Source organism: Microcystis sp. M53603_WE2 (assembly GCF_030065435.1).
Genome location: NZ_JASJFF010000657.1, coordinates 1 through 14,592, shown reverse-complemented (window position 1 = coordinate 14,592; position 14,592 = coordinate 1). Strand labels below are relative to the sequence as shown.

The window sequence follows — 14,592 nt, the reverse complement described above, 5'->3', positions numbered from 1 at the left end:
TATTTGGTGAAATTGTTGAAGGAAATATGGAGCAGAATTTACTTGGTGATACTATTGAAGCGGTATGGTATAGACTACCTCTAAATTTTAAATTTATTGAACTAGATGCTTTTATTGTCATGCCCAATCATATTCATGGAATTATAGTAATACAAAATTATGATCTGGAAAAGACCGAATACGATTCTCAATATACTCACGGTACAATGCCGGAATCTTTGGGGGCTATTGTGCAGAATTTCAAATCAATTTCTAGTCGTAAAATTAATCGTTTATGTGGCGATCACATGAAAGTTTGGCAGCGCAATTATTATGAACATATCATTCGCAATGAAGATTCTTATCAAAAAATCCGGCAATACATTCTTGATAATCCGCGAAATTGGGAACAAGACGAGAACAATCTGAATAAATTCAAACCAATGTAGGGGCAAATAACCTGTGGGGACAAATAACCTGCGGGGACGAATAACCTGTAGGGGCGAAGCATTCGGGCAATAACATATCGCTGAAACCATAAATTTCTTATCCGAATGCTTCGCCCCTACCCCGGGCAATAAACTAATAACCTTCGCCTATTATCCCTGTGATACAATTATGATAATCTCCTCATTAAATCCCTGTACGGGCGAAGCATTCGTGCATAATCTATCACTAACCTTAGCCTATCATCCCTGTGATACAATTCTGATAATCTCCCCATTAAATCCCTGTACGGGCGAAGCATTCGTGCATAATCTATCACTGAAACCCTAGATTTTCTATCCGAATGCTTCGCCCCTACCCCAGACAATAACCTTAGCCTATCATCCCTGTGATAGAATTACGATAATCTCCCCATTCAATCCCTGTACGGGCGAAGCATTCGTGCATAATCTATCACTGAAACCCTAAATTTTCTATCCGAATGCTTCGCCCCTACCCATCAATTCCCCATCTGCCACGCCATGAATGAACAACGCACCCAAGCCTCCCTAAACCCGCAAGACTATCTCAATTTCTTGATGGAAACATTACAAAAAATCTCTGAAAATCCTAATCCTCAAGTTATTTATCCCTTCTGGGCGCAGAATCTTGATAAGTTAGATTATAATTTAGCGCAAATCCTAGACAGTTGGGCGAGAGAGACATTAACGAAAGTTAATTCAAAACAAGCTTATTCTATCGCTGCGGTTATTTTCTATTTCAGTGAATCAATCCAACAATTTCCCCTCGGTGACATCGCTGTCAACCAAGAAATTGCCATCACGGGTTATGAAATAGCCTTAACTATCTTCACTTTTGACGCATTTCCCCAGCAATGGGCAATGACACAGAATAGTCTCGCTGGTGCTTACAGTGACAGAATCAAAGGGGATAAAGCTGAGAATTTAGAAAAGGCGATTACCGCTTACCAGGAAGCCTTGAAAGTGTTGACTTTTGACGCATTTCCCCAGCAATGGGCAATGATACAGAATAATCTCGCTAGTGCTTACCTTGACAGAATCAGAGGGCAGAAAGCTGACAATTTAGAAATAGCGATCGCCGCTTGCCAGGAAGCCTTGAAAGTTTATACTTTTGACGCATTTCCCCAGCAATGGGCAAATACACAGAATAATCTGGCTATTGCTTACCTTTTCAGAATCAGAGGGGAGAGAGCCGACAATTTAGAAAGGGCGATCACTGCTTGCCATGAAGCCTTGAAAGTGTTAACTTTTGAGGCATTTCCCCAAGATTGGGCAATGACACAGAATGATCTCGCTGCTGCTTACGTTGATAGAATCAGAGGGGAGAGAGCCGAGAATTTAGAAAGGGCGATCACTGCTTGCCAGGAAGCCTTGAAAGTGTTAACTTTTGAGGCATTTCCCCAAAATTGGGCAATGACACAGAATAATCTCGCTGCTGCTTACGGTAATAGAATCAGAGGGGAGAAAGCTAAGAATTTAGAAAGGGCAATCGTCGCTTTAAATGAAGCCTTGAAAGTGAGGACTTTTGACGCATTTCCCCAAGATTGGGCAATGATACAGAATAATCTCGCTAGTGCTTACCTTGACAGAATCAGAGGGCAGAAAGCTGACAATTTAGAAATAGCGATCGCCGCTTACAATGAAGCTTTGAAAGTGAGAACTTTTGAGGCATTTCCCCAAGATTGGGCAATGACACAGAATAATCTCGCTAATGCTTACCTTGACAGAATCAAAGGGGATAAAGCTGAGAATTTAGAAAAGGCGATCGCCGCTTACCAAGAAGCTTTGAAAGTGAGAACTTTTGACGCTTTTCCCCAAAATTGGGCAAATACACAGAATAATCTCGCATTAGCTTACAGTGACAGAATCAGAGGGGATAAAGCTGACAATTTAGAAATGGCGATCACATCCTATCAGAATGCTTTAACAATCCGCACAAAAGAAGCTGATCCCCTTAATTGTTTACAAACCGCTCGTAATTTAGCTATTCTTCACTACAGCGAAGAGCAATGGCAACCTGCCACAGAAGCCTATAATACTGCCATTGAAGCGGTAGAAAATGCCCGCTTAGAAGCATTAAACCCCCAAAGTCGCCAAGAGGTTTTATCTAATGCTATTGGTGTTTTTCATCGCATTGTACAGGCGCATCTTAACCTCAATCAGCCTGAGAAGGCATTGGAATATATCGAACGCAGTAAAGGGCGTAATCTGGTGGAATTAATCACCCAGAAAAACCTACACCCCCAAGGCGTTAGTCAAGAAATTATCGCCCAATTAAATGAATTAAAGCAAAGAGTGGTTAATGAACAAATTCGTTTACAACATCAAAGTATTAACCAGAATTTAATGGGTCGTGATAACTTAACTCCTTACGTTCAAGATCACAGTTATCTGAAAGAATATCAACAAGACTTAGATAATTTTATTGCAAGAGAAATTAAAGATCCTCTCTTTAGCCTCACTCAAAAAGTTGAGCCGATCCCATTTACAGAAATTCAGGAATTAACTGATGCTGAAACTTGTCTGCTGCAATGGTACATTACAGGGGAGAAAATACTCGCTTTTGTCGTGTCTGCTGATGGAGAGGTTAAAGTTTGGCAATCTTCCGAAGATGATATAAAGCAATTCTTTGATACCTTCAGTAATTATCGACAGCTTTACTACTCCAAAAATGGCAAGCAAGAATGGAGAAATCAACTATCTAACCTCTTACAGACTTTTGCTGATATTCTGCATATTAATGATATTCTTGCCCTCATTCCCGATACTTGTCAACGCTTAATTATTATTCCCCATGTGTATCTGCATATTCTCCCTATTCACGTCTTACCTGTTGATCCCCCCCAACCCCCCTTAAAAAGGGGTGAGTCGGCAACGGGGGGATCAGAATTACAAGATTTATTTCCGAAGGGTGTACAATATGCCCCCAGTTGTCAAATCTTGCAAAAAATCACCCAAATTTTTCACCATTCAGACTTTAATAAACTGTTCGCTATTCAAAACCCCACTAAAGACTTATCTTACACTGACTTAGAAGTTAATATCCTCTCAACTTTCTTTACTGAACCTCAAGTTATCGCCCAAGATAACGCCACTAAAAACGCTGTTCTTCCCCATCTCAAATCCTCAGATAACCACTGTTATCACTTCTCCTGTCATGGAAGCTTTAACCCAGCTAATCCCCTTGAATCCGCCTTATTATTAGCCAATAAAGAACCCCTAACATTAGGCGAAATCTTTGAACTGCGCTTGAATAAATGTCGCCTTGTCACCCTTTCTGCCTGCGAAACTGGCATGATTGATATAAACTCTATCAGTGATGAATATATCGGTTTACCCAGTGGTTTTCTGTTTGCGGGAAGTCCCAGCGTTGTCAGTAGTTTATGGACAGTTAATGATTTATCAACCTCCTTCTTAATGATTAAATTATATGAGATTTTATTTGATGAGAATCAGCAAGTTTCTGTACCAGTTGCTTTAAAACAAGCTCAAAACTGGTTACAGAATTTAACTATTGAGGAATTGGACAAATTTCTAGAGCAATATCAGCCACAAATGGACAAACATCTTGCCTTATTGCAACCAGAACAGCGTCCACTATATAAAGAATCATTGAAACAAATAAAACAGCGCAAACCACATCCTTTTATAAGTCCTTATTACTGGGCAGGTTTTATCGCTACAGGGATTTAAGTTTCAAGATTAGCACAAACCTTTTTCATACCCAACTTAAAAGCACAAATACCGATAGCTGTTGCCACACCGGGAGGAATACCAGCACCCATAGAAATTGGTTCTATTGCTGGTGCAATCATTCCAGATTCCAAAGCTTCTCTAACTTCCTCTTGACAGATAAATTGGCGGCATTTTTTCAGTAAATCACCGATAGATCTATCTGGTTCTGTACCAGTTTCTCGCATTAGCAGTAAGGGTATAGCATACTTGAGATAACCGTCGCACTCATCAATCGCATCCAAAGCAGCAATCGCACTTAGATTATCTACCAATTCAGCGCGAAACTGGGCAATTTCTTCAGGAGTAACTTTAGTTGATTCAATATTCATAGGTTGTTCTTATTTAGGGTTTGCTGAAAAAGTAGGGGCGAAGCATTCGGGCAATAACCTATCGCTGAAACCTTAGATTTCCTATCCGAATGCTTCGCCCCTACAGGATGGGATCGCTGATGAAGAGGCAAGGTTTTGAACCACGATTCTCGCAAAACAGGTGCAAGGTTTTGCGAGAAAGGCCCTAAAGTCCTTACCTCGCCTACATTTCATATTTATTCAGCAAACCCTATTTACAGACAATGCTAATTGTATATTTTATCATCTATCGATAGTTTTTCATAGAAAGTGTTAATCTAACTGGTTACTGATAACTGAAAAGGTTCTTAATTCCCTACCATTGTGATAATTGCTGTCATTTAAACCACGACAAAATTAACTAATTTGCCCGGGACAACAATCACTTTTTTGATTTCCTTACCCTCTAAATAACGTTGGGCGATTTCTGATTCCAGGGCGAGGGTTTCTAGGGTGCTTTTATCGGCACTAGCGGGAACTTGTATCGTGCCTCTGGTTTTTCCCAAAATTTGGATGACAAGGGTAATCTCGTCCACAATCAGGGCAGTGGGATCAACTTTTGGCCAGGGTTGCAGGTGAATTGATTGGCTATGGCCTAAAGCTTGCCATAATTCCTCGCTCAGATGGGGAGCAAAAAGGGAAAGTAAGATTAATAGGGTTTCGATTCCTTCCCGATAAATGGGGGATTCAAAACACTTATTATCCCCTAAAGCGTTACTGAGTTTCATCAATTCGGAAATGGCGGTATTAAATTGATAATCTCCTTCTAAATCCTCGGAGATTTCTTTAATAGCGGTGTGAATTGCCCGTCTTAAATCTTTGTCAGTTTTCGAGAAAGTTTCTATTTTTTTGACTTGCTTGGGTTTATTTTCAATATATTCGCTGACTAAACGCCACACCCGATTAAGAAAGCGAAATTGTCCTTCTACCCCCGCATCATCCCACTGTAAATCTTTTTCTGGGGGTGCAGTAAAAAGTATAAACATTCGGGCAGTATCGGCCCCATATTTTTCCAGGACTTTCAGAGGATCAACGCCGTTATATTTCGACTTAGACATTTTTTCAAAGAAGAAAGAAAGAACTTCTCCCGTGTCTTTATCGCAATATTTATCCTCTTTATAGATAACATTTTCTGCGGGGACATATTTGCCAGTTTCGGGATTTTTGTAGGTTAATCCCTGTACCATTCCCTGGGTTAATAGACGGTTAAAAGGTTCATCGACATTAACTAAACCTCGGTCTCTTAAAACTTTGGTAAAGAAACGAGAATAGAGTAAATGTAGGATAGCGTGTTCGATTCCTCCGACGTATTGATCCACGGGCATCCAATCATTAACCTTCTCGAATTGAAAGGGTATATCTTCATTTTTAGCATCGGTATAACGGAGGAAATACCAACTAGAATCGATGAAAGTATCCATGGTGTCCGTTTCCCGTTTTGCGGGAGTTCCACAGCGAGGACAATCCACATTTACCCAGTCTTCTAACTTAGCTAAAGGAGAAGCACCTCGACCGCTAAATTCGACATTTTCCGGTAAAGTAACCGGTAAATTATCGATAGGTACTGGCACGGTTCCACAGTTAGGACAGTGGATAACTGGAATCGGACAACCCCAATATCTTTGACGGGAAATTAACCAATCCCGGAGGCGATATTGTATTCTAGCTTTGCCGTAACCTTGGGCAGTGGCATAATCAATAATAGCGGTTTTTCCTGCTGTAGAATTAAGTCCATTAAATTGAGCGGAATTAATCATAATTCCCGCTTCTGTGTAGGCTTCTTTTAACTCGATTTCGCCACTTTCTGGAGTAATAACTATCTTAATTGGTAGGTTATTTTCCTGAGCGAATTTAAAATCGCGACTGTCGTGAGCCGGGACTCCCATTACTGCACCAGTACCGTATTCGTAGAGGACATAATCAGCAATTAAAATCGGAATTTCTTCACCGGTAAAAGGATTAATTGCCAGTCCTCCGGTTTTAATACCGCGTTTGGGTTTATCTTCGGCAGTTCTTTCTAATTCGCTTTCGCTGGCTATCTCTTGAATAAAAGTTTCTACGGCCGATTTTTGTTCGGGAGTGGTAACTTGTAAAGTTAAGGGATGTTCGGGAGCAAGTACCACATAAGTGACTCCATAAACCGTATCGGGACGAGTGGTAAAAACGGCAATTTTTTCTGGGGAATTAACAAGAGGAAATTCTAAATAAGCACCTACCGATTTACCAATCCAGTTGGCCTGCATGGTTTTAACCCGTTCTGGCCAACCGGTAAGTTTATCTAAATCAGTGAGTAATTGTTCGGCATAATCGGTGATTTTTAGGAACCATTGCCGGAGTAATTTTCTTTCTACTTTAGCACCCGATCGCCAAGATTTTCCTTCACTATCTACCTGTTCATTTGCTAAGACAGTTTGATCGATAGGATCCCAATTCACTGCCGCTTCTTTTTGGTAGGCTAATCCTGATTCAAAAAACTGTAAAAATAGCCATTGGGTCCAACGATAATATTCCGGGGAACAGGTGGCAACTTCTCTTTCCCAATCGATAGATAATCCTAACTGTTGTAATTGCCGTTTCATCTGGGCAATATTTTGATCAGTCCATTTTGCCGGAGGAACTCCCCTTTCAATGGCGGCATTTTCTGCGGGTAATCCGAAAGCATCCCACCCCATGGGATGCAGCACGCGATAACCCTGCATTCTTTTCAGACGGGCAATCACATCGGTGATAGTATAGTTGCGAACGTGACCCATGTGCAGGTTGCCCGATGGATAGGGGAACATGGAGAGGGCGTAAAATTTCGGTTTATCGGCGTTTTCTGGGGTTTTGTCCAATCCCATTTGCTGCCAAATCTTCTGCCATTTCTGTTCGATTTCTGCGGGGTTGTACGGCACTGGGGTCTTTTCTCCTGAGTTGTATCTATCCCTCCCATTTTACCGCAGCCGGCTGGGGGTGATTGCCAGTCTTGGAGTTATCCACCCTGCCAAAAACCCTCTGGGTTTTAGTGGTTAATTTTCACGGCGAATATTAAACCTCTTGCATAATTAACTTGTGAGGGTTCAAAAACCTCAAAAATAAGGATTAAATCGCATAAAATCTGTAAATAGACCATTTAACTGATTATTATTCATTCTTAATTCTCCTGACTACTGACTACTGGCTACTGACTCCTAACCCTAACAACAATTTTTGATTTTTACAAGAGGTTAACAGCCGTTCGACTTCACCCAATAGTTACTTGACTGGTATCGACGCCGGTTGCCCCATGGACTTTACTGGCAATTGCCACCATTTTATTTAAAGTCGCCTGATTGGAAACCTTGCCTTTTAGTACAACTTTACCACCAGTTTGAGCGACCCACAATTTGTCTTCATCAGCTAAATCCGGTGTCTCGTCAAAAGCTAAAACTACTCGTTTAGCTAGGCCGCTTTCGTCGTATTTTCCATCTAATCCGACTCTTTCGGGGGGAATACCCGCAGCAGCGGCTTTCCCTGCGATCGCACTAGCGGCATCGGCCGGTTTATCTAAGCCAAAAATTCTTTTTAACCAATCCATTGCTAACACTCCTGATTGAGTTCTAAAACCCCAATTTCTTTAAGAGGGATTTGGTGGAAACGATGTGTCGATCTAATCCTAAACGATCGGGACTGACTCCCACCGCTAAAGCGACTAATTGGGAAAAATGTAACACGGGTAAACCTAAACTTCGACCGATCGCTTTTGCCACTTCCGGTTGTCGGGAATCAAGATTAAGATGGCATAAAGGACAAGGGGTGACTAAACAATCGGCCCCCGCTGCCATGGCCTCTAAAATGTGTTTTCCTGCCATTTGGAAGGATTGGGTGGTGGCATAACTGGACAGGGGCCAACCACAGCATTGAGTGCGTCCTTGATAATAAATCGGATTTGCTCCCACCACCCGAAAGACATTTTCTAGGGATTCCGGCTGAAAAGGATTATCGTAGGGGAGAGTATCCTGGGCCCGCAGGAGATAACAACCATAAAAACTGGCACAATTTAAGCCTGATAAGGGACGAACCACCTTGGCCGCCAGATTATCTAAGCCATAATCGCCGACAATTGCCCAGAGTAGGTGCTTAACCGTCGTCGTACCTTGGTAGGGGGAACAATGTTCTTTCTGTAAATAATTATTAACTTCCTCAACATAATTGGGATTATTATGCTTTGCTTCCTTCAAGCGCTCATCCACATGACCGATCACTCCTTGACAGGTGCTACAGTGAGTCAACAGGGGTAAATTGAGGGCTTCCGCTAGGGCAATATTGCGCGCATTGACGGCATCTTCCAATAGTTGCGAATCTTCCTTATAAGTTCCCGAACCACAACAGGCAGCTTTTTTGAGTTCGACCAAATTAATCCCCAAAGCTTCCGTCAGGGCTGCCGTGGATAGATATAGTTCCCGACAGGCACCTTGGGCGACACAACCGGGAAAATAAGCATACTGGAGATTTTTGACTGTCATGGATTCTAGGAAATTACTACTCATTACCTATCTACCATCTTGGCCCCCTTCCCCTCTGTCATCACTAAAGTCATGGAATTTCTTAATAGACACCCTTTTGTGAGCTGCTCCCAACAAGTGTATGCTAGTTTGCCCCCCGAAATAATATCCAAAAACGAGGAGAGCCATCTCAACAGTATAATGCCTCTCCTTGAGAAAAATTGTTGTTTTGAGGAGTCGGTTGTACCAATGGCAATCTGTCCGGTCAAGAGGTGATTTACCGGTAGAATTGAGAGTGCAGCCGAGAAATTACGGCCAGAAACCCTATTTTGTCTGCTTACGCCGCTTGAGGGAGGGTGATAACAGCATCAAAGTCAGCACGGCTAGGGAAAACCGAGAGAACCCGATCGAGTTGGGTTAATTCAAAGATAATCTTGACTGAAGGTGGAATAGAACAGATATTGAAGGATTTTTCTTGACTTTGAGCCAGACGAAAGGCAGTAACTAAAGCCATTAATCCAGCGCTGTCGAGGAATTCCACCCTACTCATATCCACGAGAAAAGTGATAGAGCGACTCTGGTTAACCAGATTGGTGAGCTGCTCTTGAAATTCTAGGACGTTAGCGGCGGTAATATAGCCGTTTGGCTCAAATAGAGCAATTTCCGGGACTTTTACAGGACTTTTCATGGCTGGGCTTTGAAATTCATAAATGAACCTTTTAACTGGAGATCAGATACCGCTATTATGTCCTAACTTTCTGATTTTGCAACCTTGGTCTTGATATATTTTCCCTCTCCTGAAAAGATTAATCTTTTCTTAATCTTTACCCTGTGGGAAGGAACCACTTTTAGGTTAACCTGATGATCCGGGGAGTCAAGAGGAACAGTGATCAAGGCTTATTAGGGCGAATACCAGGGGAAAGTCGTTAGGTTTAAGCTCTAATCCCGAATGACTGATGATGACCCAGTATTCTACCGGTATTTTTGCTAAAATAAAGTAAAGCAGGATACAGAAACTAGATTTATTGAACTAGAGTAAGGAAATTGTGGATACCCAGCCGACTATCCGCCAATTAGTGGAACAAGCCCTATATTATCGTCAAATCACGCCAGAAATCGAAAACGGAATTAATGAACTCCTCGCTCGTCTTGGCTACGTTTCCGATGTGGATTACGAGGCCCTAGAGTTACTCATGGATGAAATGGACGAGGGCCGGATTAATCTCGTTCCGCGTCGGTAACTTCAGTTATCAGTTATCAGTTATCAGTTATCAGTTATCAGTTATCAGTTATCAGTGGTGAGTTATCAGTGGTGAGTTATCAGTGGTGAGTTTTCAGTTCACTCCGGACCTAGTAACGAAGAACCTGACTGATGACTGATGACTGAACAATCCCCCAAAACCCAATTTCCCCAAATTTCCCCAAATTAATATAATTGACTTCAGGCTTTCTCTTAACCTGATTTTTTCCATGATTCCTTTAACTCTTAATCTCTTGCAAGGTTCCGTTACTTTTCGTTTCAGTCCCAGTGCTGCTCTGGATTTGCAAAGGGAAATTAATATTTTACTCGATCGCCTGAAAGCGATCGCCAGTAATGCCTCTAGTGGGGGTAAACCCCAACCCCAAAAACCGCTGGAATATCAGCACACTGGTGATGTGTTTCTGGAAGTGTTTTGTAATCCCAATATTTATCCGAGTCCTTTTTCGGCTAAAGTTTTGTTAACGGTTCGTGACGATCGCCTACGCTTAACCACAGAAGCAGAATTAACCCGTGTAATCGAGGATTTAGAGCGTTATATCGACCAAAATAGTTAGAATCGGGGGATTTTTGGGGTTTCGACCTTTCCTTGTCGTCCCACCTCTCCCCATCTGATTATTCTTCTCTAGCTTGCCATGTTACCGACCGATTTATTGATTTCCCGTCAAAATGGCGAGACAATTATTCCCAAACGCTTACCGATCGCTCCTGATTATCTGATGAGCGCTCAAGAACAAATCACCTGTTTTCAGGAAAGTATCGGTGAAACTAAGGGAGAATTAAGCCAAAAACTCCTAATCTTGGAGGGAGACAGTCCCGATTATAAAATTAAACGGGGATTTGCTCACCTATTAACCAATCATTTTGCCACCTTTGAGATTATTAGTCCCTTAGAACCGCAGGAATTAAGAAAAAGAGTTTTTGAACAAGCGGCTAACTTTGTTCCTATTCCCCAAAATCGATCGCTAATTCTTCAAACAATTGCCCAGCAAATCAGCCAAGAATTAAATCAAGAAATTTTTCCAGTAGCTCTAGAAAAAGGACTCTATGCTGATTTAGCAGAGAATAAAATTCTCACTCAATTTGATGCTCCCACCCCCGAAAACTTAATTCATCGTTTTAACCTCTCGCAAATTCAAGGTATTTTTTATCGGGCCAGTTATTTAATCATCAACGTCCACCGCAACGATCCGGGGGAATATAAATATCTCTTTCGCTATCTAAAACTATTTCGTTTAATGACTTATATCGAAGGGGATGCCGACACGGGATTTACTATTACTATCGATGGTCCCACCAGTTTATTTAAAGCTAACAGTCGTTATGGCATTGAAATCGCTAAATTAATTCCTGCCTTACTCCATGTTACTCACTGGAATCTGAAGGCACAATTACAGTACAAAGATTCCTATACAGGAACTATTAAAAAACAACAGTTTAATTTAGAGGATAACTGTGGTCTGGTGTCCCACTATTCCCCAGGTAAACCCTACGATAGTATGTTAGAGGAATCTTTCGCTAAACGTTGGTTACAGTTAAAAACTGAATGGCAACTAGAAAGGGAAGTGGATTTAGTGCCTTTACCCGGAGGAGTGATGATTCCCGATTTTCGTTTAGTGCATCCCGATGGTCGCGTTTTTCTCCTCGAAATTGTTGGTTATTGGCGACCAGAATACCTACAAAAGAAATTTTTACAGGTTAAATCGGCCCAAGCAAACAATCTAATTTTAGCCGTATCGGAACGGTTAAATCTAGAAAAAGCTGGAGTTAAATTTCAAAATCTACCCGCTCAGGTTATCTGGTTTAAAGATAAATTATCACCCCAAGCAGTGTTAGAAGTTTTAAGTTAAAGGTTTAGGAAGCTAAAAGCGGAAGTATGGTTTGATACTCCCGCTTTGGTTTAATCAGACTAGGTTAACCTTTTTGCTCAAGACCGGACAATGAGTGCTACATCATTGAGCAATGGTAGGATTGATGGACACTTTCACCACTTTATTTTTTTCTTCTTCCGCTTTCGGGAGAGTGAGATTGAGAATGCCATCTTTGTATTCAGCAGTCACGTTATTGTTATCAACCCGAACCGGTAGAGGAATAACCCGATGGAATTTACCATAACGGAACTCAGTGCGGGTAAATCCTTCTTCTTCGGTTTTAATTTCCGATTTCCTTTCACCATTAATGGTCAGACTATCGGCTGTTACTTCCAGGTTGAGGTCTTTGGCTTCCATACCAGGTATTTCCAGTTTAAGCTGAACTGCCTCTGGCGTTTCGGTCATTTCCGCCGCCGGGATGAAGGACAACCCCATTTTTTCGCCATCGCCTACATCAGTCGGCACAAGACGGTCAAACAAGCGATTCATTTCTTTCTGTAGGCTTTCTACTTCTCTGAAAGGCTCCCAACGTATAAGTGCCATATAAGTCACCTCCGAAGTTTTCTTAACGCTAGAGATGTTGGTTTATCTCTACACTTTTAGGATAGATAAAAGATTCTCTGACTGGGGTAGGGTTTTCGGTATTGAGTTTTTCCAGATTCCCGTACTATCTCCTATACTAGAGCTAGGTGAAAAGGTTTTTCCCGGGGAAGTGGGAAGTGGGGAGTGGGTAGGGTTGATTCATGAATCAACCCCACCATGAATCAACCCTACCATGAATCAACCCCACCATGAATTAACCCTACTATGAATTAACCCTACTATGAATTAACCCTAGGGGAGTGGGGGGTTTTCTCAGTGAACTGATAACTGATAACTGATAACTGACTCCACCAACAGACTTTTTCAGTAAACCCTAATTATCTACTGATGAATAATTAAACTTTCTAAACTGGTTTGTAAATCTTGGGTTAATTGGGCTACGGCCGAGCGTCGATCGCTTTTATAATCGCCATAGCGCTCGGATACGCAAATAGGCTTACCAATAGTTATTATCGCTTTTTGTTGACCAATTTGGGGACGGAAAAAGGGATTACCTCCCTTAATTCTTGTCACTAAATCCCAGAGCAATAAAATTGTCTCAGCGAATCTTTCTACGGTGGGTTTTTCTTTTACATAATAACCGGTTACTGACACGAAACTTTCGACAATTCTCATGTGCCACATTTTTAAATTAGCTTCATCAGCCAGGCGATCAGCTAATCCTAATTCAAGGGGAGAAATCGAATAACTGGGTTTTAATTCTTGGCGATAAATGCGTTCCCATCCTGCTTGTTCTAAACGACGACAGCGATCGATCACATTACCATTATGAGAAAGATTAAAATACTTTTCTACGGTTTGTAGGGCCACATCTAATAAATTGGCTAAACGTTTTGCTAGGGTTTCGTTTGGATCATCGCCATTGGCAGGTACTACAGGCAAAGATTGATAGTAGAAATCTCGATAAAAATCCTCCATTAAGGATAATAATCTTTCTCCTAACCGAAAAAGACGCTCGTATAAAACCTTTTCTTTTAGGGATGAATTCGGGGTGGGTTCTAAACCGCTATCGTTTTCTAAATTAGTTAAAATTTGCTCGATTTCTTGCCACACTGGAGTCAGATAAAAATACTGAATACCAATGGGTAAAATAATTACTTCTTGCTGTTGTTTAGCTTTTCTGACATCATCCACACCCCAAAAAGCCAATTGAGAAATACCCGGTTCAATCGCACTGACAAGCTCATTATGTCCGTTAGTTGCCCCTTCCGGAGCGGCGGCTAAAGGATAATCTCCTTCTAATAATAAACGACGAGCCGAACGCAATCCGATTAAATCAGCTTTTCCCCGTTGAATTGGTGTGCCACCTAACTTAGAATATAACCATCCTACCCTTTCTCCCGCCCATAAAGGAATCCCTCGATCATACATAAAATGAGCGTGAATTGGCTTGTTTAATTTTATTCCTAACTCTTCGGCTTTTTTGGGTACTAATTTCCACAAAAGATAGGCCATACAGTAGGGATCGTTAATACTGGGATGACGGAAAGCAAGCAGTAAACGGACTTTTTTCTCTTGACTTTTTTGATAAAATGTGATTAAAGTTTCTAGATTGGCGGCGGAAATTTCTCTTAAGTTGGTTTGAGTTTGTAACCAAAGAGGTAAAAAGATTTGACATCCCTTTAAAAGCAAGGGATTAAGGTCAGGTGGGATAAATTCGAGGGGAGGTTGCGCGCCCAAAGATAGATTAGACATATAAGTATAAGTAGGGTCTGCTGAAAAAGTTTTTCCTAGGGGCAGGGTGTAGGGTGTGGGGTGTGGGGTGTGGGGTGTGGGGTTTTACCCATTTTCATCGGGTAAATTACCTAATTTTCAGGGAAAAAGTCCAGGGATTTTCCCCCCGACCACTCCCATATCTGGTACTTTTTG

The 14,592-nt window shown here is 41.6% G+C and carries 12 protein-coding genes; 5 read left to right on the top strand and 7 right to left on the bottom strand.

Annotation, left to right across the window (positions count from 1 at the left end):
* Both PX481_RS14305 and PX481_RS14300 read left to right on the top strand, forming a co-directional pair.
* The coding region (locus PX481_RS14305) for a transposase (protein ID WP_288094802.1) at positions 1 to 428 on the top strand (428 nt) is incomplete at its 5' end.
* Between the two features lie 519 nt (positions 429 to 947).
* The gene (locus PX481_RS14300; RefSeq protein WP_288094801.1) at positions 948 to 4,139 is read left to right on the top strand and encodes a CHAT domain-containing protein; all 3,192 of its coding nucleotides are present in this window, start codon (positions 948 to 950) and stop codon (positions 4,137 to 4,139) included.
* Here PX481_RS14300 and PX481_RS14295 read toward each other — a convergent pair.
* The 5 genes from PX481_RS14295 to PX481_RS14275 form a co-directional block, all read right to left on the bottom strand.
* The gene (locus tag PX481_RS14295; RefSeq protein WP_194015462.1) at positions 4,136 to 4,510 is read right to left on the bottom strand and encodes a hypothetical protein; all 375 of its coding nucleotides are present in this window, start codon (positions 4,508 to 4,510) and stop codon (positions 4,136 to 4,138) included. The genes PX481_RS14300 and PX481_RS14295 overlap by 4 nt on opposite strands.
* 359 nt (positions 4,511 to 4,869) lie before the next feature.
* Complete coding sequence (leuS, locus tag PX481_RS14290; protein ID WP_288094800.1) at positions 4,870 to 7,422, bottom strand: leucine--tRNA ligase; 2,553 nt, start codon at positions 7,420 to 7,422, stop codon at positions 4,870 to 4,872.
* Positions 7,423 to 7,751: 329 nt separating this feature from the next.
* A complete protein-coding gene (locus PX481_RS14285) occupies positions 7,752 to 8,084 on the bottom strand; it encodes a BON domain-containing protein (protein ID WP_004162645.1) in 333 nt (110 codons plus the stop codon).
* 22 nt (positions 8,085 to 8,106) lie between these two features.
* The gene (locus tag PX481_RS14280; RefSeq protein WP_149988429.1) at positions 8,107 to 9,036 is read right to left on the bottom strand and encodes a CoB--CoM heterodisulfide reductase iron-sulfur subunit B family protein; all 930 of its coding nucleotides are present in this window, start codon (positions 9,034 to 9,036) and stop codon (positions 8,107 to 8,109) included.
* A 292-nt stretch (positions 9,037 to 9,328) separates the two neighbouring features.
* Positions 9,329 to 9,679, bottom strand: a complete 351-nt coding sequence (locus tag PX481_RS14275; protein WP_002761268.1) for an STAS domain-containing protein — start codon at positions 9,677 to 9,679, stop codon at positions 9,329 to 9,331.
* A 358-nt stretch (positions 9,680 to 10,037) separates the two neighbouring features.
* Between PX481_RS14275 and PX481_RS14270 the strand changes: the two genes are divergently transcribed.
* The 3 genes from PX481_RS14270 to PX481_RS14260 all read left to right on the top strand — a co-directional run bounded on the left by PX481_RS14270 (position 10,038) and on the right by PX481_RS14260 (position 12,099).
* Positions 10,038 to 10,232, top strand: a complete 195-nt coding sequence (locus PX481_RS14270; RefSeq protein ID WP_002761266.1) for a hypothetical protein — start codon at positions 10,038 to 10,040, stop codon at positions 10,230 to 10,232.
* Positions 10,233 to 10,461: 229 nt separating this feature from the next.
* Entirely contained in the window at positions 10,462 to 10,806 is a 345-nt protein-coding gene (locus PX481_RS14265) for a hypothetical protein (protein ID WP_002761264.1), read from the top strand.
* 78 nt (positions 10,807 to 10,884) lie between these two features.
* Complete coding sequence (locus tag PX481_RS14260; protein WP_002761263.1) at positions 10,885 to 12,099, top strand: DUF790 family protein; 1,215 nt, start codon at positions 10,885 to 10,887, stop codon at positions 12,097 to 12,099.
* Positions 12,100 to 12,201: 102 nt separating this feature from the next.
* On the opposite strand, the gene PX481_RS14255 is transcribed toward PX481_RS14260, so the two are convergent.
* The gene (locus PX481_RS14255) at positions 12,202 to 12,663 is read right to left on the bottom strand and encodes an Hsp20/alpha crystallin family protein (protein ID WP_149988427.1); all 462 of its coding nucleotides are present in this window, start codon (positions 12,661 to 12,663) and stop codon (positions 12,202 to 12,204) included.
* Positions 12,664 to 13,044: 381 nt separating this feature from the next.
* On the bottom strand, positions 13,045 to 14,418 hold the full coding sequence (locus PX481_RS14250; protein ID WP_288094799.1) for a 1-acyl-sn-glycerol-3-phosphate acyltransferase: 1,374 nt from the start codon (positions 14,416 to 14,418) through the stop codon (positions 13,045 to 13,047).
* Positions 14,419 to 14,592: the final 174 nt, after the last annotated feature.